A 17,236-nucleotide genomic window follows, 5' to 3' on the forward strand; every position below is an offset into this window, starting at 1 on the left:
GTACGGCGGGCAGCCGGCCGAAGAGATCCCGAAGGGTGCGGGGCGCGCGTGTGAACGGGTGACCCGCCGGCCGCGATCGTCGCTTGACCTCAACTTTGGTCGAGGTACCAGGCTGTCCCGCATGCAGACAGACACCGCACCTCTCCGCGTCACCCTGGTCGTCGGCAGCAACCGCCACGGCCGCTTCGGCCCCGTGGTGGCCGACTGGCTCCTCGACCGCCTCCGCGACCGCGACGACCTGATCCCGGACGTCGTGGACGTGGCCGAGACCGACCTGCCCCTGTCCATGGCCCCGACCCCCGAGGCGACCGCCGCCCTCGCCTCGGTGACTCCCAGGCTCGCCTCGGCGGACGCCTTCGTCGTCCTCACCCCCGAGTACAACCACTCCTACCCGGCCGGCCTGAAGAACCTGGTCGACTGGCACTTCACGGAGTGGCAGGCCAAGCCGGTGGCCCTGGTCTCCTACGGCGGCATCTCGGGCGGCCTGCGAGCCGTGGAGCACCTGCGCCAGGTCTTCGCCGAACTCCACGCCGTGACGGTCCGGGACACCGTGAGCTTCCACAACGCGGGAGGCTCCTTCGCCGAGGGCCGCTTGAAGGATCCCTCGGGCCCGGACGCGGCCGCGAAGACGATGCTGGACCAGCTGGTGTGGTGGGGGAGGGTGCTGAGGGCGGGCAGGGACGCCCATCCGTACGGCAGGTGAAGGGGCCGCCGCCGTACCTCCGCCGGCCGGATCGCCGTCAAGGGGACGGGCGAGTGAGGCCGGCGGGCCGGGGCGTCGCGCCGGCCTCCCGTGGCGGCGCTACGGTGAGGCGATGGGCATGGAACAGCGCATCACCCTGATCACCCTGGGCGTCTCGGACCTCGCCCGCTCCAAGGCTTTCTACGAGGCCCTGGGCTGGCGCGGCCAGGAGGTCGCGGAGACGGTCTTCTTCCAGGCGGGCGGCCTGGGCCTGGTCCTGTGGAGCCGGGAGAAACTCGCGCAGGACTGCGGACTGGAGCCGGGACCGGCGCACGGCTTCGGCGGTGTCGCCCTCGCGCACAACGTCCGCTCGGAGGCGGAGGTCGACGCCCTCCTCGCGACCGTGGCGCCGGCGGGCGGCACCGTCACCAAGCCGGCCGCGGTGAACGCGCTCGGCTTCCGGTCCGGCGCCTTCACGGACCCGGACGGCCACGCCTGGGAGGTGGCGTACAACCCGGGCTTCCCCCTGGCGGAGGACGGCACGCTCACCCTCCCGGACTTCGGTCAGTAGTCCGCGAGCGCCTCCTCGATCGCCCGCGTCCCGACCGCCGTGAGGACCGGGTTCCTGCCGCCCCGGTAGTAGTGCACCGCGCCCACTCCCCAGAACAGGGCCCACGCGCGCCCCCGCTCCCAGGTGGCGTCGTCGAACTCCGCCGCCTCCCGGAACAGCCGGCGGCTCTCACCGCTGAACACGGTCCAGGCCGGCAGGGTGTCCGCCGTGGGCTCCCCGATGCCGAGGCAGCCGAAGTCGATGACCGCGGTGAGGCGGCCGTCCACGGCGAGCAGGTTGCCGGGGAGGAGGTCGGCGTGCAGCCAGACGGGCGCCCGGTCCCACCGGGGGAGCCGCAGCGCCTCGTCGGCGAGGGCGGTCGCACGGGCCGCGTCCAGGAGGCCGGCGGCGCCGAGGTCCTGGATCGCCGACCGGGTGCCGTCGTCACAGACGTGCAGGGGGCCGGGGCGGTAGGAGGCCGGTCCGCCGGTCACGTCGACCGTGCGCAGCGCGGCGACGAACCGCCCCAACTCCACGGCCGCGTCGGTGAGTTCGGTGATCGGCGAGTCGTAGGCGTTGGACCCCTCCAGCCATCGGTACACCCCCCAGGGCAGCGCGTATCCCCGGCCGGGTCCGCCCTTCGCCAACGGCTCCGGCACGGCCAGCGGGAGATGCGGTGCCAGCCGGGGCAGCCACCGGTGCTCGAAGTCCACCTGGTGCCCGCCACCGGGCAACCGCGGCAACCGTACGACCAGGTCGTCCCCGAGCCGGTACATCGCGTTGTCGGTCCCGGCGGACTCGACCCGCGTGAGCGGCAGTTCACCCCACTGCGGGAACTGGTCCGCGATCAGCCCGCCGACCAGAGCCGCGTCGATGTCGAGTTCGTCGGCGTGCATCTTCGTGGTGGACGGCATGGGGCTCCAGGGCAGCGGCGGGTGTCGGCGGTGGAGCGTATCCGTGCCCGAGAGCACGGTGCCAGCGCTTTTCCCTCAGCCCCCGGCGCCGGACGAGAACCGCTCGGCGAGTGCGCGATGGCGTGCCGCGGCCTGCCGGGCCTCGGCGGCGGCGACGGGAGACCCGGGCAGGCCGCCGATGCGCTCGATCTCGTCGGCCAGGCGCAGGTGCTCGGCGCGGGCGTGCTCCCGGCAGGCCAGACACGTCACCCGGTCCGGTCGCGGCGAGGTCATGGCGTACGGCACCCGCAGCCCGCACCCGGTGGCGACGGTGCTCGGCAGGTCGCCCGCCAGGCCGAAGGTGGCCGCGAGCACGGTGCGCACGGCGGCCTGGCTGCGGACCACCTTCACCTCGACATGGATGTGCGGGTCGCCCTCGCCCACCTGCCCGCCTCCTTCCACGGGTACGGCCGCCCCGGAACCCCGAGGCGGCCGTCGCGCATCCGGTGTCCGGTGGACGTCAGTTCACGTTCACCGCGCTCCAGGCCGCCCCCACCGCGTTGTACTCGGTGCTGCCCGCGCCGTACAGGTCCTTCGCCGCGTTCAGGGTGGCCGTACGCGCTCCCGCGTAGTTCGTCGAGGACGTCATGTAGACCGTCAGCGCCCGGTACCAGATGGCGCCCAGCTTGTCCCGGCCGATGCCGGTGACCGTGGAGCCGTTGGAGGTGGGGGAGTTGTAGCTGACGCCGTTGACGGTCTTGGCACCGCTGCCCTCCGCCAGCAGGTACGCGAAGTGGTTCGCGACACCGGAGGAGTAGTGGACGTCGAGGTTGCCGACCGAACTGCTCCAGGAGTCGGCGGACTTGCCGTCCTTGGACGGCTTGTCCATGTAGCGCAGGGCGTCCCGTCCGAAGCCGGAGCGGACGATCTTCTCGCCGATCAGATAGTCGCCGACGTCCGAGGAGTTGCCCGCGTAGAACTCCACCAGGGTGCCGAAGATGTCGGAGGTCGCCTCGTTGAGCCCGCCCGACTCGCCCGAGTACGTGAGCGCGGCCGTCTTCGACGTCACGCCGTGCGACATCTCGTGGCCCGCCACGTCCAGTGACACCAGCGGACCGAGCTGCGTCCCGTCACCGTCGCCGTAGGTCATGCAGAAGCAACTGTCGTCCCAGAAGGCGTTGTTGTAGTTGTTGCCGTAGTGGACGCGGTTGTAGGAGCCCTTGCCGTCCCCGCCGATCCCGTTGCGCCCGTGGACCTTCTTGTAGTAGTCCCAGGTGACGTCGGTGCCGTACTGCGCGTCCACCGCCGCCGTGGCCCGGTCCGAACTCGCTCCGGTGCCCCAGTGGTTGTCGGCGTCGGTGAACAGGGTCGCGGGCGCCCGGCTGAGGCAGATGGTCAGGAAGCACAGGTCGGTCTTGTTGGCCGCGTCGCCCGTGTAGGTGTTGCCGCGCGTCGCGTCCTTGAGCTGGTACGCCGATCCCGACTGGGTCGTCTCCAGCGACACCGTGCCGCTGTAGAGCGACTTGCCGTCGCCGGCCGCCTGCTCGATGCTGTCCCACGCGTCGATCTGCGCGCCCGTGCGGGCGTCCGTGAGGACCGTGCGCGCGACCGGGTTGCCCAGGGCGTCCTGCGCCACGGCGTCGGTCTGCCAGGCCAGCTTCGGCGCCCCGTGCAGCGCGTCGACGACCAGCCGGGGCTTGGCCGTCAGCTTCTTCAGCGTCTCGCCGAGGTTGGCCGCCTTCAGGGCGTTCGCCGCGAGGTCGGCCGCCTTCGGGGCGGACAGGGCCGGGGTGATCCCGGCGAGGGATATCGCGCTCCTGGTGGCGCGCGAGGAGCCCTTGTACGCCCCGTCGGGCGCCAGGTGGACCACGAAGTCACCGCCCAGCACGGGCAGTTGGCGGTACGTACGGTCGTAGCGGACGTGCTGGGTGCCGTCGGGGTCGACGATCACGTCCCGGACCTTGGTGTCCTGGGCGGAGGTGAGCCCCAGGGCCGAGGCCCGGTCGGACAGCACGGAGGCGGCGTTCTCGAGTGCGGTGGCCCTGGTCGGCCGGTCCGCCGCACCGGCGGCGGGGGAGAGGGCGGCGGCCAGCAGGGTGGCGGCGGTGGCGGCCACTCCGGCGGTGGCGAGCCGACGGGAACGGGCACCTCGGACGTACGGCCGTATCCGACTCATCGGTCTCCTCTGAAAGGCGCCAACGGGCGCGTGGGGGGTGGCGCGGACGTTGACGAAGATTTAAGAGGCCATGACAAGCCGTGTCCATACCGCGTCACGTGCAGGTATGTGAGGGGAGAGAATCGTTTCTGTGACCCCCGCGAGCCTCCCGTTCTTCGTCTACGGCACCCTCCGCCCAGGCGAGGTCAACCACGACCTCTTCCTGCGCGGCCGCCTCCGCTCCGAGGAGCCGGGCCGACTCGCCGGCGCGCTGCTGTACGACGGCCCCGGCTACCCGTACGCCGTCGAGGAGGCCGGGGGGACGGTCGCGGGGGAACTCCTCACCCCGCGGGCCGACGCCTACGCCGAACTGCTCGCCGCTCTCGACGAGTTGGAGGAGTACACCCCGGGAGACCCGCGCAACCTGTACGAGCGGGTCGCCCGCGAGGTGATCCGCGCGGCCGACGGCACGCCCGTGCGCGCCTGGGTCTACGTGGCGGCACCCCCCGTCGCCGCCCGTCTGCGCGCCCGCGGCAAGCTCATCGAGAGCGGCGACTGGCTGCTGCGGTGAGCTAGCGCTCCACCGTCTCCAGCCGCACCGCGCACGCCTTGAACTCCGGCATCCGGGACGTCGGGTCCAGCGCCGGGTTGGTGAGGGTGTTGGCACGGCCCTCGCCGTACCAGTGGAAGGGCATGAAGACCGTGTCGGGGCGGATGCCCAGCGTGATGCGGGCCGGGGCCACGGCCCGCCCGCGCCGCGAGACCACGGCCACCGGGTCGCCCTCGGCCGCCCCGAGACGCTCCGCGAGCCGCGGGTGCAACTCCACGAACGGGCCCGGCGCGGCGGCGTTCAGTTCGTCCACGCGCCGGGTCTGCGCGCCGGACTGGTACTGGGCCACGACCCGTCCGGTCGTCAGCAGCACCGGGTACTCCGCGTCGGGCTCCTCCGCGATCGCCCGGTGCGAGACGGGCACGAAGCGGGCCCGGCCGTCCGGGTGCGCGAACCGCTCCAGGAAGAGACGCGGGGTGCCGGGGTGCACGTCGTGGTCACCGGCGGGTACGTCCTTCCCGGGCGTCGGACACGGCCAGAACACCCCGTTCTCCTCCGCCAGTCGCCGGTAGGTGATCCCGGAGTAGTCGGCGGGGCCGCCCGCGCTCGCCCGGCGCAGCTCCTCGAAGACCTCCTCGGAGTCGGTCGGGAACCCCTTCTCCACCCCGAGGCGGTCGGCGAGTCCGTGCAGGACGTCCAGGTCGCTGCGGATGCCGTCCGGCGGGGTGATCGCCTGCCGGCGCAGCAGCACCCGCCCCTCCAGGTTGGTCGTCGTGCCCGTCTCCTCGGCCCACTGCGTGACCGGCAGGACCACGTCCGCGAGGGCCGCCGTCTCCGACAGGACGACGTCACAGACGGCAAGGAAGTCAAGGGACTTGATGCGCTCCTCGATGTGCGCCGCGCGGGGCGCCGACACCACCGGGTTGGAGCCCATCAGCAGCAGCGATTTGATGTCCGAGCCGAGCGCGTCCAGCAACTCGTAGGCGCTGCGCCCCGGTCCGGGCAGCGAGTCGGGGTCCACGCCCCACACCTCGGCGACATGGGCCCGCGCCGCCGGGTCGTCGAGCTTGCGGTAGCCGGGCAACTGGTCGGCCTTCTGGCCGTGTTCACGCCCGCCCTGTCCGTTGCCCTGCCCGGTCAGACAGCCGTACCCGCTGTACGGCCGTCCCGCCCGCCCGGTCGCCAGGCACAGGTTGATCCACGCGCTCACGGTGTCGGTGCCCTTGGACTGCTGCTCGGGGCCGCGTGCGGTGAGCACCATCGCGGACTCGGGCTCGCAGAACATCCGCACCGTCTCGCGGAGTTGGGGCACGGGGACCCCGGTGATCCGCTCCACGTACTCCGGCCAGTGGGCCATCGCGGCGGCCCGCGCGTCCTCCCAGCCGACCGTGCGCTCGCCGATGTACGCCTCGTCCGTGCGGCCCTCCGCCACCACCAGGTGCAGCAGCCCGAGCGCGAGGGCCAGGTCCGTGCCGGGCCGGGGCATCAGATGCAGGTCGGCCTGTTCGGCGGTCTTGGTGCGGCGCGGGTCGACGACGATCAGCGTGCCGCCGTTCTCCTTGAGCTCGGTGAAGAAGCGCAGGGACGGCGGCATGGTCTCGGCGAGGTTCGAGCCGACCAGGATCACACAGCCCGACTTCGGGATGTCCTCCAGCGGGAAGGGCAGCCCGCGGTCGAGGCCGAAGGCCTTCATGCCGCCGGCCGCCGCGGACGACATGCAGAAGCGCCCGTTGTAGTCGATCTGCGAGGTGCCGAGGACGACCCGGGCGAACTTGCCGAGCGTGTACGCCTTCTCGTTGGTCAGGCCGCCCCCGCCGAACACCCCGCACGCGTCCGGGCCATGCTCCGTGCGCGTGCGGGACAGCCCCTCGGCGATCCGGTCCAGTGCCTCGTCCCAGCTCGCGGGCACCAGCGTGCCCCCGGAGCGCACCAACGGGGAGGTCAGGCGCACCCGGGACGAGAGCACCGCGGGCGCGGTACGGCCCTTGCCGCACAGCGCCCCCCGGTTCACCGGGAAGTCCGCGCGCTCGCTCACCTCGACGGTCCCGTCCGGGGCGGGGGTCAGGTTCATGCCGCACTGCAGGGCGCAGTACGGGCAGTGCGTGGGCGTCACGGAGTTCGGCATGCTCCTCAGCGTGCGTCGGCCGTGTTACGCCGGGGACGGCTCCGTGTTACGCGCCCAAGACGGCGACCTCCCGCTCGGCGCCCGGAACCGGTGAGGCGCGCACTCGCCCACCTGAGAGTCGCCGCCGTGCGGCGCGGAAGTTGCCTGCGATGTGAAAGACGCCACATGTGGCGCATTCCGTCGCGTGCTTGGCCGATCACACATCGTTGAGTGTTGAAAAACCGGGGCTACAGTCGAAAGCGGATCCAGCTTGGCGCCAGGCACACCGTGATGTGAGAAGCCAGCCAGGAGGTTCCGCCAGCATGTCTCTGCGCCACTTGGTCCCCCGCGACCAGCATCTCTTCTGGGCCTACGGCCACGGACCCACCGTTGCCGTCCCCGACCCGCTCGTCCACCGCGCGATCGAGCGCCGGGCGGCCGCGACCCCTCGTGCCGTGGCGGCGGAACACGCCGGCGCCACGATCACCTACGGCGAGCTCGACCGGTACGCCGACGCCGTGGCCGCCCGGCTGGTCCGGGAGGGCGTCCGGCCCGGCGACCACGTCGGACTCTTCGTCCGCCGTTCCGTCCCGATGCTCGTCGGGCTGCTCGGCATCCTGAAGGCGGGCGCCGCCTACGTCCCCCAGGACATCGGCCTCGCACCCCCGGCCCAGCTCGCCCACGTGGTGCGGACGGCCCGCACCCGGATCGTCCTCACCGTCGCCGAGCACGCGTCCCGCGTCCCCCGGGGCGCCCAGGTGATCACCCTCGATGAACCGCTGCCGTACGAACCGACGGCCGCGCCCCCGCGGACCGTGCGCCCCGACGACGGCTGCTACGTCCTGTTCACCTCCGGCACCACCGGCCGCCCCAACGGCGTGAAGGTCACCCACCGCAATGTCGCGGGCCTCCTCCTCACCGAACCCGGCGGCCTCGGCATCCGGCCCGGCGACCGGGTGGCCCACCTCCTCAACGTGGCCTTCGACATGGCGGCCTGGGAGATCCTCGGCTGCCTCACCCACGGCGGCACCCTCGTCATCCGCGGCCGGGACCTCACGGCGACGGCCCGCACGGCCGACGTCCTGATCGCCACCCCGACCGTCCTGTCCGGCATCGACCCGGCGCTCTGCCGGCGCGTGCGGACGGTCGCCGTCGCCGGCGAGCCCTGCCCGCGCCCCCTCGCCGACCGCTGGGCGCGCCGGGCCGCCTTCTACAACTGCTGCGGCCCGACCGAGACGACCATCGTCAACACGATGAGCCGCCACGACCCATCGGCTCCGCTGCTGACCATCGGCCGTCCCACCCCCAACAACACGGTCTACGTCCTCGACGCCGACCGTCGTCCGCTGCCCGTCGGGGCGGTCGGCGAGATGTGGGCGGGCGGCGACGGCGTCTCGGCGGGCTATCTGGACAACCCCGCCCTGAACGCCGAGCGTTACGCCCCCGACCCCTTCCTCGGCGGCGAGCACCGGATGTTCCGCACCCGCGACCTCGGCCGCTGGACCCCCGACGGCGAGCTCGAACACCTCGGCCGCACCGACGACCAGGTCAAGGTCCGCGGTTTCCGTGTCGAGCTCGACTCCGTCTCCTCGGTCCTGGAGTCCGTCGAGGGCTGCGCCCGCGCGGTGACCCTGAAGCGGGACGACCGCACCCTGGTCTCCTTCGTCTGCCCGGCGGACGTCGACCCCGAGCGGGCCCGGCGGGCGGTCGCGGACGCGCTGCCGTACTACTGCGTCCCCGAGACTGTCATGCCCATGCCATTCCTGCCCGAGACGGACCGAGGCAAGATCGACAAGGCGGCACTGCTGCGGACGGCCCTGGAAGGGCACCGGGCGACCCTTCAGGGGGCGGTCCGATGACCACCTCGCTCCACCGGCAGGACGTCGACCTGCCCCCGCTCGTCCCGGGGCCCCGCCGACTGCTCAAGCACCCCCGCCTGATGCACCACAACCGGCTCGCGGCACTGGTGCTGCTGGGCAACGCCCTCTTCCTGTACGGCCATTGGGTGCCGTCGGCGCGCACGCTGGGCCACGCGGCCCTCGTCAACCTCGCCCTGGCCGTCGTCGTCCGCCAGCAGTACGTCATCAACCTGCTGTTCCGGCTGGCGACCTCGGCGCCGACGAGCTGGCCCCTGAAACTGCGCTGGACGCTCGGGAAGGTCTACCACTTCGGCGGCCTGCACGTGGGCGGCGCCCTCGCGGGCACGGCCTGGTTCCTGGCCCTGACGGTCGTGACCCGCGACGGCCCGCTCCTGGTCGTCGGCTGGACCCTGCTGGCCCTCCTGGCACTCGTCGTCGGCACGGCCCTGCCACCCTTCCGCAGGCGCCACCACGACCACTTCGAGAAGATCCACCGCTTCGGCGGCTGGACGGCCCTGCTCCTGTTCTGGACCCACACCCTCCTCGCCGGTCCGGGCCCCTTCGAGGTGACCCTCCTCGTGGTCGTCACCTTCAGCGTCGCCCTGCCCTGGCTACGGCTGCGCAAGGTGGCCGTACGCCTCGAACGCCCCTCCTCGCACGTCGTGCTGGCCCGCTTCGACCACGGCGAGACCCCCTTCGCGGGCTCCTCCACGGCGATCAGCCGCAGCCCGCTGAAGGAATGGCACTCCTTCGCCAACGTCCCCGCACCCGGCGAGCCCGGCTTCCGGCTCACCATCTCCCGGGCCGGCGACTGGACGGGCGCCTTCATCGACGACCTGCCGGCGAAGGTCTGGGTCAAGGGCATCACGACCGCCGGAGTCGCCAACATCGAGGTCCTGTTCAAGAAGGTGGTCTACGTGGCGACCGGCAGCGGCATCGGCCCCTGCCTGCCCCATCTCCTGGCCGCCGAGGTGCCCTCCCGCCTGGTCTGGGCGACCCGCGACCCCCGTGCCACCTACGGCGACGGCCTCGTCGACGAGATCCTCGCCGTCCAGCCGCACGCGCTGGTCTGGGACACCTCCCGGCACGGCAAGCCCGACATGGTGCGCCTCGCCTACGAGGCCTACCGGGACTTCGGGGCCGAGGCCGTCATCTGCATCTCCAACAGAAAGCTGACCTGGCAGGTGGTGCACGGTCTGGAGCGGCGGGGGATCCCCGCCTACGGCGCGATCTGGGACTCGTAGAGAGGAAGGCCGATGAACCATCTGAAGTTGGAACGGCACGGCGGCGTCGTGACCGTCCGTCTGCACCGCCCGCACGTCCTGAACGCGCTCAGCTCCGCCTTGCTGGCCGAACTCCTGGAGGCCCTGCGCCCGTTGGACGACGACCAGGACGTCGGCTGCTTCGTCGTCACCGGTTCCGAGCGGGTCTTCGCGGCCGGCGCCGACATCAGGGAGATGGCCGGCAGGTCGGCCGTGGACATGGCGGCCGAGGACTACTTCGCGGGCTGGGAGGAGTTCGCCGATCTGCGCACCCCGAAGATCGCCGCCGTCAACGGGCCCGCGCTGGGCGGCGGTTGTGAACTGGCGATGATGTGCGACCTCGTCGTCGCGGGGGAGTCGGCCGTCTTCGGACAGCCGGAGATCAAGCTCGGCGTGATCCCGGGCATCGGCGGCACCCAGCGCCTGACCCGCCTGGTCGGCCGGGCGAAGGCCATGGACCTGGTCCTCACCGGACGCACGATGGACGCACGGGAGGCGGAGCGCTGCGGTCTCGTCTCCCGGGTGGTACCGGACGACCGGGTGCTGCCGGAGGCCCTGGAGGCGGCCGCGAGGATCGCCTCGTACGGGCGTACCGCCGTCAGGGCGGCCCGTGAGTGTGTGCAGCAGTCCCTGGAGACCGGCCTGCGCGACGGCATCCGCTTCGAACGCCGCGTCTTCCACGCCCTGTTCGCGACGGCCGACCAGAAGGAGGGCATGACCGCTTTCCTGGAGAAACGCGCCCCGCGCTTCACCGGCCGCTGACCGCGCGCCCGGGGGCGGGGCCGTCGTGCCCCGCGCCCGGGCCCGCCCGCGCCCGGCTCAGCGCGCCGACGCCAGCGCGTTCGTCACCCCGGGCTCCTTCGGCCCCAGGAACCGCGGATCCGGCCGGAACACCGCGTCCAGGGCCGCCTTGCCGGCCGCGAGGATCTCCCGGGTGCCGCCGTAGTACCAGGTGACGTCGTGCTTGGCCTCGACGCCGATGCCGTACGAGGTGACCCCCGCCGCCTGACAGAGGGCGACCGCGCGCCGGATGTGGAACCCCTGGCTGATCAGCACAGCCTTGTCCACGCCGAAGATCTTCCTGGCCCGGACGCAGGAGTCCCAGGTGTCGAACCCGGCGTAGTCGCTGACGATCCGGGTGTCCGGGACGCCGTGCCGGGTCAGGTACGCGCGCATGGCGTCGGGCTCGTCGTAGTCCTCGCGGCTGTTGTCGCCGGTGACGAGGACGACCTCGATCCGGTTCTCCCGGTACAGCTTCGCCGCCGCGTCGAGCCGGTGCGCGAGATACGGCGACGGCTCGCCGTCCCACAGCCCGGCCCCGAAGACCACGGCCACCTCGGTGCGCGGCACGTCGGCCGTCGTGCGCAGCCGGTCGCCCGTCACCACGTACATCCAGGTCGACGGCAGCAGCGCCACCACGCACAGCGCCATCACCGCCTGCACGAGCCCGCGCCATCCGGCACGCGTGCGTGGCAGGCGCGGTCTGCGTACCCTCGGCAGTCGCATCGGACGGTCCCTTCCCGCTCGCTCGACAGACACAGACGTGCTCCCGGGCCGGTCGGTTCGCCCACCGACGCGTGACCAGGCTCACTCACGGCCACGAAGGCGCAGGTCACGCGTCCTCACAGGGGTGAACCCCGCACGGTGAACCACTGGAAAGGACGCGTTATTGCCGTGAAACGGGGAGGCAACCTCAGGCCGTCACCATCGGTGGTATGAACCGGATCAGCAGCCACCTCGGCCTCGTACCGCTCGACGACCGGCGCCGCCCCGAGCCGCCCGCGCTCGTCCTGGTGGCCCATGGCAGCCGCGACCCGCGCACCCTCGCCACGGTTCACGAGCTCCTGGACCGGGTCCGCGAACAGCGCCCCGACCTGCCGGTCCACCTGGGCCACATCGAGCTGAACGAGCCCCTGCTGCCGGACACGCTGGCTTCCCTCGGCACGGCGGAGGCGGTCCTGGTCCCGCTCCTGCTCTCCCGTGGCTACCACGTCAAGCGCGACATCCCCGAGATGGCGGCGGCGTCCCCGGCACGCACACGCGTGGCGGTCCCGCTGGGTCCGCACCCCCTCCTGGTGGAGACCCTGCACGCCCGCCTCGTGGAAGCGGGCTGGCCCACCGCGGCGGACGAGACGGTCCGACGCGAGAGCGCGGTGGTCCTGGCTGCGGCCGGTTCCCGGGACCCGGACTCGGCGGTGGACACCCGCCGTACGGCTCAGCTCCTGGCGGACCGTCTGGGGGTCCCCGTGGTCCCCGCCTACGCCTCGGCGGCGACTCCCACGGTCGACACGGCGATCCGGGCCCTGACGGCAAGGGGCCGCCACAGGGTCGCGGTGGCGTCGTACTTCACCGCCCCGGGCCTGTTCGCGAGGCAGTGCGCGGAGAAGGCCCCCTGGATCGCGTCAGCGCCCTTGGGCACCCACCCGGCCATGGCCGACCTGATCGTCCACCGCTACGACCAGGCTTGGGCATCGCAGGCCACGGCGGCCTAGTCAGGGGCGCGGGCAGCCGCGCGAAGCCACCGCGGTGCCGCCCCCGCCGTGCGGCGGATCCCCGCGGACACACCGGCGAATTGTCAGTCCCTGCCCGTACTGTCAAGACATGTTGTACGACCCGCAGTCAACCGAACGCTGGGCCCCAGAACCCGACAAGCGCCCCGGCCGGACCGCCTTCCAGCGCGACCGCGCCCGCATCCTCCACTCGGCCGCGCTCAGAAGGCTCGCCGGCAAGACCCAGGTCGTCACGCCCGGCACCCGCAGCCAGGCCTGGGACGCCAGCCCCCGCACCCGCCTCACGCACTCCCTGGAATGCGCCCAGGTCGGCCGTGAGCTGGGCGCGGCCCTCGGCTGCGATCCGGACCTGGTCGAGGCCGCCTGCCTGGCCCACGACCTCGGCCACCCCCCGTTCGGCCACAACGGCGAACAGGCTCTGAACGAGTTCGCCGACGACTGCGGCGGCTTCGAGGGCAACGCCCAGTCCCTCAGGCTCCTGACCCGCCTCGAACCCAAGCGCTTCACCGAGGAGGGCTCGGTGGGACTGAACCTCACCCGAGCCACCCTCGACGCGGCCACCAAATACCCCTGGCCGCGCGGTGCGCACCCGACCCGGAAGTTCGGTGTCTACGAGGACGACCGCCCCGTCTTCGACTGGATCCGCAAGGACGCCCCCGGCACCCGCACCACCTTCGAGGCCCAGGTCATGGACTGGTCCGACGACGTGGCCTACTCGGTCCACGACGTCGAGGACGGCCTGCACGCGGGCCACATCGACCCCAACTGCCTGCACGCCGAACCCGAACGCCGGGCGGTCTTCGAGGTCGCTCTGGGGAGATACGTCCCCGAGGACACCGACCCCGCCGAACTCGCCGCCGCGCTGGACCGCCTCCAGGAGGAACCCTGGTGGCCGCACGGCTACGACGGCTCGGCCGTGGCCCAGGCCCGCCTCAAGGACGCCACCAGCCAGCTCATCGGCCGCTTCTGCCTGTCCGCCGAGGCCGCCACGCGCGGGAGGTACGGCACCGGGAGACTCACGAGATACGAGGCCGAACTCGTCGTACCGCATGAGACCCGCCTGGAGTGCGCGGTCCTCAAGGCCGTCGCCGACCGGTACGTCATGCAGCGCGCCGAGCAGGAGCGGCTGCGGGCCGACCAGCGAATCGTGGTCGCGGAACTGGCCGAGGCGCTCACCGTCCGCGCCCCGGACGGCCTCGACCCCCAGTTTCGCGCGCTGTTCGACCGGGCGCCGGACGACCGTGCGCGCAAGCGGGTGATCGTCGACCAGATCGGGTCCCTCACCGACGCGTCCGCCCGCTCGCTTCACGCGCGCCTTACAGGGCACGTGTAGAACACCTATGCAGGAGTGACGGGAAAGGTGCCCGAATGTGACCCTCCGTGGCCTGATCGGGCCACTCCCTCTTCCCCCCTCACGCACCGTGCGGGACGCTCCCATGTGGCGGCACCTTTACGAGGAGGCATCAAGTGGTCGACGCGGATCAGACTTTTGTCATCGTGGGAGGAGGTCTCGCCGGTGCGAAGGCCGCCGAGACGCTCCGGACGGAGGGCTTCACCGGCCGCGTGATACTGATCTGCGACGAACGCGACCACCCCTACGAGCGCCCGCCGCTCTCCAAGGGCTACCTCCTCGGCAAGGAGGAGCGCGACAGCGTCTTCGTGCACGAACCCGCCTGGTACGCGCGCAACGACATCGAGCTGCACCTCGGCGAGACCGTGGACGCCATCGACCGCACGGCGAAGACGGTCCGCTTCGGAGCGGACGGCACCGCCGTGCGCTACGACAAGCTGCTGCTGGCGACGGGCGCCGAGCCGCGCCGCCTGGACATCCCGGGCACCGACCTCGCGGGCGTCCACCACCTGCGCCGCCTCGCCCACGCCGAGCGCCTCAAGGGCGTCCTGGCCACCCTGGGCAGGGACAACGGCCACCTCGTGATCGCCGGCGCCGGCTGGATCGGCCTGGAGGTCGCGGCGGCGGCCCGGGAGTACGGCGCCGAGGTCACCGTCGTGGAGCCCTTGTCGACCCCGCTGCACTCCGTCCTCGGCCCCGAGCTCGGCAACCTCTTCGCCGAGCTGCACCGCGAGCGCGGTGTCCGCTTCCACTTCGGGGCCAGACTGACGGAGATCGTCGGGCAGGACGGCATGGTCCTCGCGGCCCGCACCGACGACGGCGAGGAGCACCCCGCGCACGACGTCCTCGCCGCGGTCGGCGCCGCCCCCCGCGTGGCTCTCGCGGAGGCGGCCGGGCTCGCACTGGCGGACCGGGCGCACGGCGGCGGTGTCGCCGTGGACGGACAGCTGCGCACCTCCGACCCGGACATCTACGCGGCGGGCGACGTGGCCTCCTTCCACCACGCCCTGTTCGGCAACCAGCTGCGCGTCGAGCACTGGGCCAACGCGCTCAACGGCGGCCCGGCGGCGGCGCGCGCGATGCTGGGCCGCCAGGTGACGTACGACCGGGTGCCCTACTTCTTCTCCGACCAGTACGACCTGGGGATGGAGTACAGCGGCTGGGCGCCCCCCGGCTCGTACGACGAAGTGGTGATCCGGGGAGACGCCGGGAAGCGGGAGTTCATCGCCTTCTGGGTGAAGCAGGGCCGTGTGCTGGCCGGGATGAACGTCAACGTGTGGGACGTCACGGAGCCGATCCAGGCACTGATCCGGTCCAAGGCTCAGGTGGACACCGAGGCGCTGGCGGACCCACACGTTCCGCTCGCAAACCTCGTCCCGTAGGTGTCAGTACCTCCCCGTAGACTTCACGCGTGGCAGGACGGATCAACGACGAGGACGTGAAGGCGGTACGGGACGCGGTCCCGATCGACGCCGTGGTGTCCGAGTACCTCCAGCTGCGCAACGCGGGCGGTGGCAACCTCAAGGGCCTGTGTCCCTTCCACGACGAGAAGTCGCCGTCCTTCCAGGTCAGTCCGAGCAAGGGGCTCTTCCACTGCTTCGGCTGCCAGGAGGGCGGCGACACCATCACGTTCGTGATGAAGGTCGACCACCTCACCTTCTCGGAGTCGGTCGAGCGTCTCGCCGCCCAGGCCGGCATCACCCTGCGGTACGAGGAGGGCGGCTACAACCCCTCCCACCAGCGCGGCGAGCGCATCCGCCTGGTCGAGGCCCACAAGATCGCCGCCGACTGGTACATGGAGCAGCTGGCCACCAGCCCGGAGGCCGACACCGGCCGCCAGTTCCTCGCCGAGCGCGGCTTCGACCAGGCCGCCGCCGCGCACTTCTCCGTCGGCTACAGCCCCCAGGGCTGGGACCACCTCACCCGCTTCCTGCGCGGCAAGGGCTTCAGCGACAAGGAGATCCTGCTCTCCGGTCTCGCCCAGGAGGGCCGCCGCGGTCCCATCGACCGCTTCCGCGGCCGCCTGATGTGGCCCATCCGCGACATCGGCGGAGACGTCGTCGGCTTCGGCGCGCGCAAGCTCTACGAGGCGGACAACGGCCCCAAGTACCTCAACACGCCCGACACGGCGATCTACAAGAAGAGCCAGGTGCTGTACGGCATCGACTTGGCCAAGAAGGAGATCGCGAAGTCCAGCCGTGCAGTGGTGGTCGAGGGCTATACCGATGTCATGGCCTGCCACCTCGCCGGCGTGACGACGGCGATCGCGACCTGCGGTACGGCTTTCGGTGGCGAGCACATCAAGATCCTCAGGCGTCTGCTGATGGACAACGGCACCGCACGTGTCATTTTTACGTTCGACGGGGATGCCGCGGGCCAGAAGGCCGCGTTGCGCGCATTCGAGGACGACCAGAAGTTCGCCGCGTCAACCTACATCGCGATCGCCCCTGACGGAATGGACCCTTGCGAACTGCGCCTGGCCAAGGGCGACGATGCAGTCACGGAACTGGTCCAACCACACACCCCGTTGTTCAAGTTCGCGCTCCAGCAGATCGTCCGGCGCTACGACCTCGAGACCCCCGGAGGCCGCGCGGCGGCACTCGACGAGGCAGCGCCAGTAGCTGCTCGGATCAAGGAGCGCACCGCACGGCGTGAGATGGCAGTAGAACTCGCCGGTCTGGTCGGGATCCTGGACCCGGAGTTCGTGGTGGATCGCGTCGGCCACCTCCACCGGCGTTCCGGGGGGAAAGCTCCAGTACCCAGCGGCCGCGCCCCGCAGCCGTCGTACGACGGAGCCCACCGCCCCGCCGTCTCCGGCCCCGCCCTCACCCTGCGCAACCCCGTCTACGCCACCGAGCGCGAGCTGCTCAAGCTCGCCCTGCAGCGCCCCGAGCTGGTCTCCCCGGCCTTCGACGCGTACGGCATCGACGAGTTCACCGCCCCGCCCTACGCGGCCGTACGCCAGGCCATCATGGACGCGGGCGGCGCCGAGTACGGCGTCCAGGACTCCCAGGACTACCTCGTCCGGGTCCGCGAGGCCGCCCCCGACGACGCGGTCCGCGCGATGGTCACGGAGCTGGCCGTCGAGGCGATCATGCGCAAGACCGTCGACGAGAACTACGCGGGCGATCAGCTGGTCACGGTCCGCCGCCGCGCCGTCGACCGCCGCATCCAGGAGGTCCAGGGCACCCTGATCCGCCTCGGCTCCGGCGGCGACCCGGCCCACCTGGCCGCCGTGCAGAACGAGTTGTGGGTCCTCCAGCAGTACGGCCAGGCACTGCGCGAGCAGGGCGCCGCCGCGCTCTGAGCGTCCGGTTCCG

At 72.0% G+C, this 17,236-nt stretch carries 15 protein-coding genes; 10 read left to right on the plus strand and 5 right to left on the minus strand.

All coding sequences use genetic code 11. From position 1 onward, the window contains the following. The first annotated feature begins 121 nt into the window (after positions 1–121). The gene (locus AQI94_RS03005) at positions 122–703 is read left to right on the plus strand and encodes an NADPH-dependent FMN reductase (protein WP_031047013.1); all 582 of its coding nucleotides are present in this window, start codon (positions 122–124) and stop codon (positions 701–703) included. Between the two features lie 118 nt (positions 704–821). After that, positions 822–1,253 carry a VOC family protein gene (locus AQI94_RS03010; protein WP_031047017.1) on the plus strand — a complete coding sequence of 144 codons (432 nt, stop codon included), beginning with the start codon at positions 822–824 and terminating at the stop codon, positions 1,251–1,253. Here the strand turns inward: AQI94_RS03010 and AQI94_RS03015 are convergent. The 3 genes from AQI94_RS03015 to AQI94_RS03025 all read right to left on the minus strand — a co-directional run bounded on the left by AQI94_RS03015 (position 1,247) and on the right by AQI94_RS03025 (position 4,301). Beyond that, a complete protein-coding gene (locus AQI94_RS03015) occupies positions 1,247–2,146 on the minus strand; it encodes an aminoglycoside phosphotransferase family protein (RefSeq protein ID WP_031047019.1) in 900 nt (299 codons plus the stop codon). The genes AQI94_RS03010 and AQI94_RS03015 overlap by 7 nt on opposite strands. Positions 2,147–2,221: 75 nt before the next feature. Beyond that, positions 2,222–2,569 carry a hypothetical protein gene (locus AQI94_RS03020; protein WP_031047024.1) on the minus strand — a complete coding sequence of 116 codons (348 nt, stop codon included), beginning with the start codon at positions 2,567–2,569 and terminating at the stop codon, positions 2,222–2,224. A 76-nt stretch (positions 2,570–2,645) separates the two neighbouring features. Then, positions 2,646–4,301 (minus strand): M4 family metallopeptidase, encoded by a 1,656-nt coding sequence (locus tag AQI94_RS03025; RefSeq protein WP_031047027.1) that lies wholly within the window; start codon positions 4,299–4,301, stop codon positions 2,646–2,648. 130 nt (positions 4,302–4,431) lie between these two features. Between AQI94_RS03025 and AQI94_RS03030 the strand changes: the two genes are divergently transcribed. After that, complete coding sequence (locus AQI94_RS03030; RefSeq protein ID WP_031047030.1) at positions 4,432–4,851, plus strand: gamma-glutamylcyclotransferase family protein; 420 nt, start codon at positions 4,432–4,434, stop codon at positions 4,849–4,851. A gap of 1 nt (position 4,852) precedes the next feature. Here AQI94_RS03030 and AQI94_RS03035 read toward each other — a convergent pair whose 3' ends face one another. After that, positions 4,853–6,955, minus strand: coding sequence for a molybdopterin oxidoreductase family protein (locus tag AQI94_RS03035; RefSeq protein ID WP_031047033.1), 2,103 nt, complete (start codon positions 6,953–6,955; stop codon positions 4,853–4,855). 302 nt (positions 6,956–7,257) lie between these two features. Here AQI94_RS03035 and AQI94_RS03040 point away from each other — a divergent pair, with 302 nt between their 5' ends. Genes AQI94_RS03040 through AQI94_RS03050 form a run of 3 tightly spaced genes read left to right on the plus strand, consistent with a single transcriptional unit; the run spans position 7,258 to position 10,817 of the window. Further along, the gene (locus tag AQI94_RS03040) at positions 7,258–8,793 is read left to right on the plus strand and encodes an amino acid adenylation domain-containing protein (protein ID WP_031047036.1); all 1,536 of its coding nucleotides are present in this window, start codon (positions 7,258–7,260) and stop codon (positions 8,791–8,793) included. Next, positions 8,790–10,037, plus strand: coding sequence for a ferredoxin reductase domain-containing protein (locus AQI94_RS03045; protein ID WP_031047039.1), 1,248 nt, complete (start codon positions 8,790–8,792; stop codon positions 10,035–10,037). Before AQI94_RS03040 ends, AQI94_RS03045 begins: the two co-directional genes overlap by 4 nt. A gap of 12 nt (positions 10,038–10,049) precedes the next feature. Further along, positions 10,050–10,817, plus strand: a complete 768-nt coding sequence (locus AQI94_RS03050; RefSeq protein ID WP_031047041.1) for an enoyl-CoA hydratase-related protein — start codon at positions 10,050–10,052, stop codon at positions 10,815–10,817. 57 nt (positions 10,818–10,874) lie between these two features. Here the strand turns inward: AQI94_RS03050 and AQI94_RS03055 are convergent, their stop codons facing one another. Next, positions 10,875–11,561, minus strand: coding sequence for a SanA/YdcF family protein (locus AQI94_RS03055; protein ID WP_031047044.1), 687 nt, complete (start codon positions 11,559–11,561; stop codon positions 10,875–10,877). Between the two features lie 209 nt (positions 11,562–11,770). On the opposite strand from AQI94_RS03055, the gene AQI94_RS03060 reads away from it, so the two are divergent. The 4 genes from AQI94_RS03060 to dnaG all read left to right on the plus strand — a co-directional run bounded on the left by AQI94_RS03060 (position 11,771) and on the right by dnaG (position 17,223). Further along, the gene (locus AQI94_RS03060) at positions 11,771–12,547 is read left to right on the plus strand and encodes a sirohydrochlorin chelatase (RefSeq protein WP_031047047.1); all 777 of its coding nucleotides are present in this window, start codon (positions 11,771–11,773) and stop codon (positions 12,545–12,547) included. Positions 12,548–12,656: 109 nt separating this feature from the next. Continuing rightward, on the plus strand, positions 12,657–13,898 hold the full coding sequence (locus tag AQI94_RS03065) for a deoxyguanosinetriphosphate triphosphohydrolase (RefSeq protein WP_031047051.1): 1,242 nt from the start codon (positions 12,657–12,659) through the stop codon (positions 13,896–13,898). Between the two features lie 134 nt (positions 13,899–14,032). Continuing rightward, on the plus strand, positions 14,033–15,298 hold the full coding sequence (locus AQI94_RS03070) for an NAD(P)/FAD-dependent oxidoreductase (RefSeq protein ID WP_062229570.1): 1,266 nt from the start codon (positions 14,033–14,035) through the stop codon (positions 15,296–15,298). A gap of 29 nt (positions 15,299–15,327) precedes the next feature. After that, positions 15,328–17,223, plus strand: a complete 1,896-nt coding sequence (gene dnaG, locus AQI94_RS03075) for a DNA primase (protein WP_031036536.1) — start codon at positions 15,328–15,330, stop codon at positions 17,221–17,223. Positions 17,224–17,236 lie beyond the last annotated feature (13 nt).

The organism is Streptomyces pseudovenezuelae (genome assembly GCF_001513955.1).
Taxonomy (GTDB): domain Bacteria; phylum Actinomycetota; class Actinomycetes; order Streptomycetales; family Streptomycetaceae; genus Streptomyces; species Streptomyces pseudovenezuelae.

What these genes read in the sequence shown, in the direction of transcription:
- AQI94_RS03005 (WP_031047013.1), top strand. Translation starts at nt 122, where the DNA reads ATGCAGACAGACACCGCACCTCTCCGCGTCACCCTGGTCGTCGGCAGC.
- AQI94_RS03010 (WP_031047017.1), top strand. Translation starts at nt 822, where the DNA reads ATGGAACAGCGCATCACCCTGATCACCCTGGGCGTCTCGGACCTCGCC.
- AQI94_RS03015 (WP_031047019.1), bottom strand. Translation starts at nt 2,146, where the DNA reads ATGCCGTCCACCACGAAGATGCACGCCGACGAACTCGACATCGACGCG.
- AQI94_RS03025 (WP_031047027.1), bottom strand. Translation starts at nt 4,301, where the DNA reads ATGAGTCGGATACGGCCGTACGTCCGAGGTGCCCGTTCCCGTCGGCTC.
- AQI94_RS03035 (WP_031047033.1), bottom strand. Translation starts at nt 6,955, where the DNA reads ATGCCGAACTCCGTGACGCCCACGCACTGCCCGTACTGCGCCCTGCAG.
- AQI94_RS03040 (WP_031047036.1), top strand. Translation starts at nt 7,258, where the DNA reads ATGTCTCTGCGCCACTTGGTCCCCCGCGACCAGCATCTCTTCTGGGCC.
- AQI94_RS03045 (WP_031047039.1), top strand. Translation starts at nt 8,790, where the DNA reads ATGACCACCTCGCTCCACCGGCAGGACGTCGACCTGCCCCCGCTCGTC.
- AQI94_RS03050 (WP_031047041.1), top strand. Translation starts at nt 10,050, where the DNA reads ATGAACCATCTGAAGTTGGAACGGCACGGCGGCGTCGTGACCGTCCGT.
- AQI94_RS03055 (WP_031047044.1), bottom strand. Translation starts at nt 11,561, where the DNA reads ATGCGACTGCCGAGGGTACGCAGACCGCGCCTGCCACGCACGCGTGCC.
- AQI94_RS03060 (WP_031047047.1), top strand. Translation starts at nt 11,771, where the DNA reads ATGAACCGGATCAGCAGCCACCTCGGCCTCGTACCGCTCGACGACCGG.
- AQI94_RS03065 (WP_031047051.1), top strand. Translation starts at nt 12,657, where the DNA reads ATGTTGTACGACCCGCAGTCAACCGAACGCTGGGCCCCAGAACCCGAC.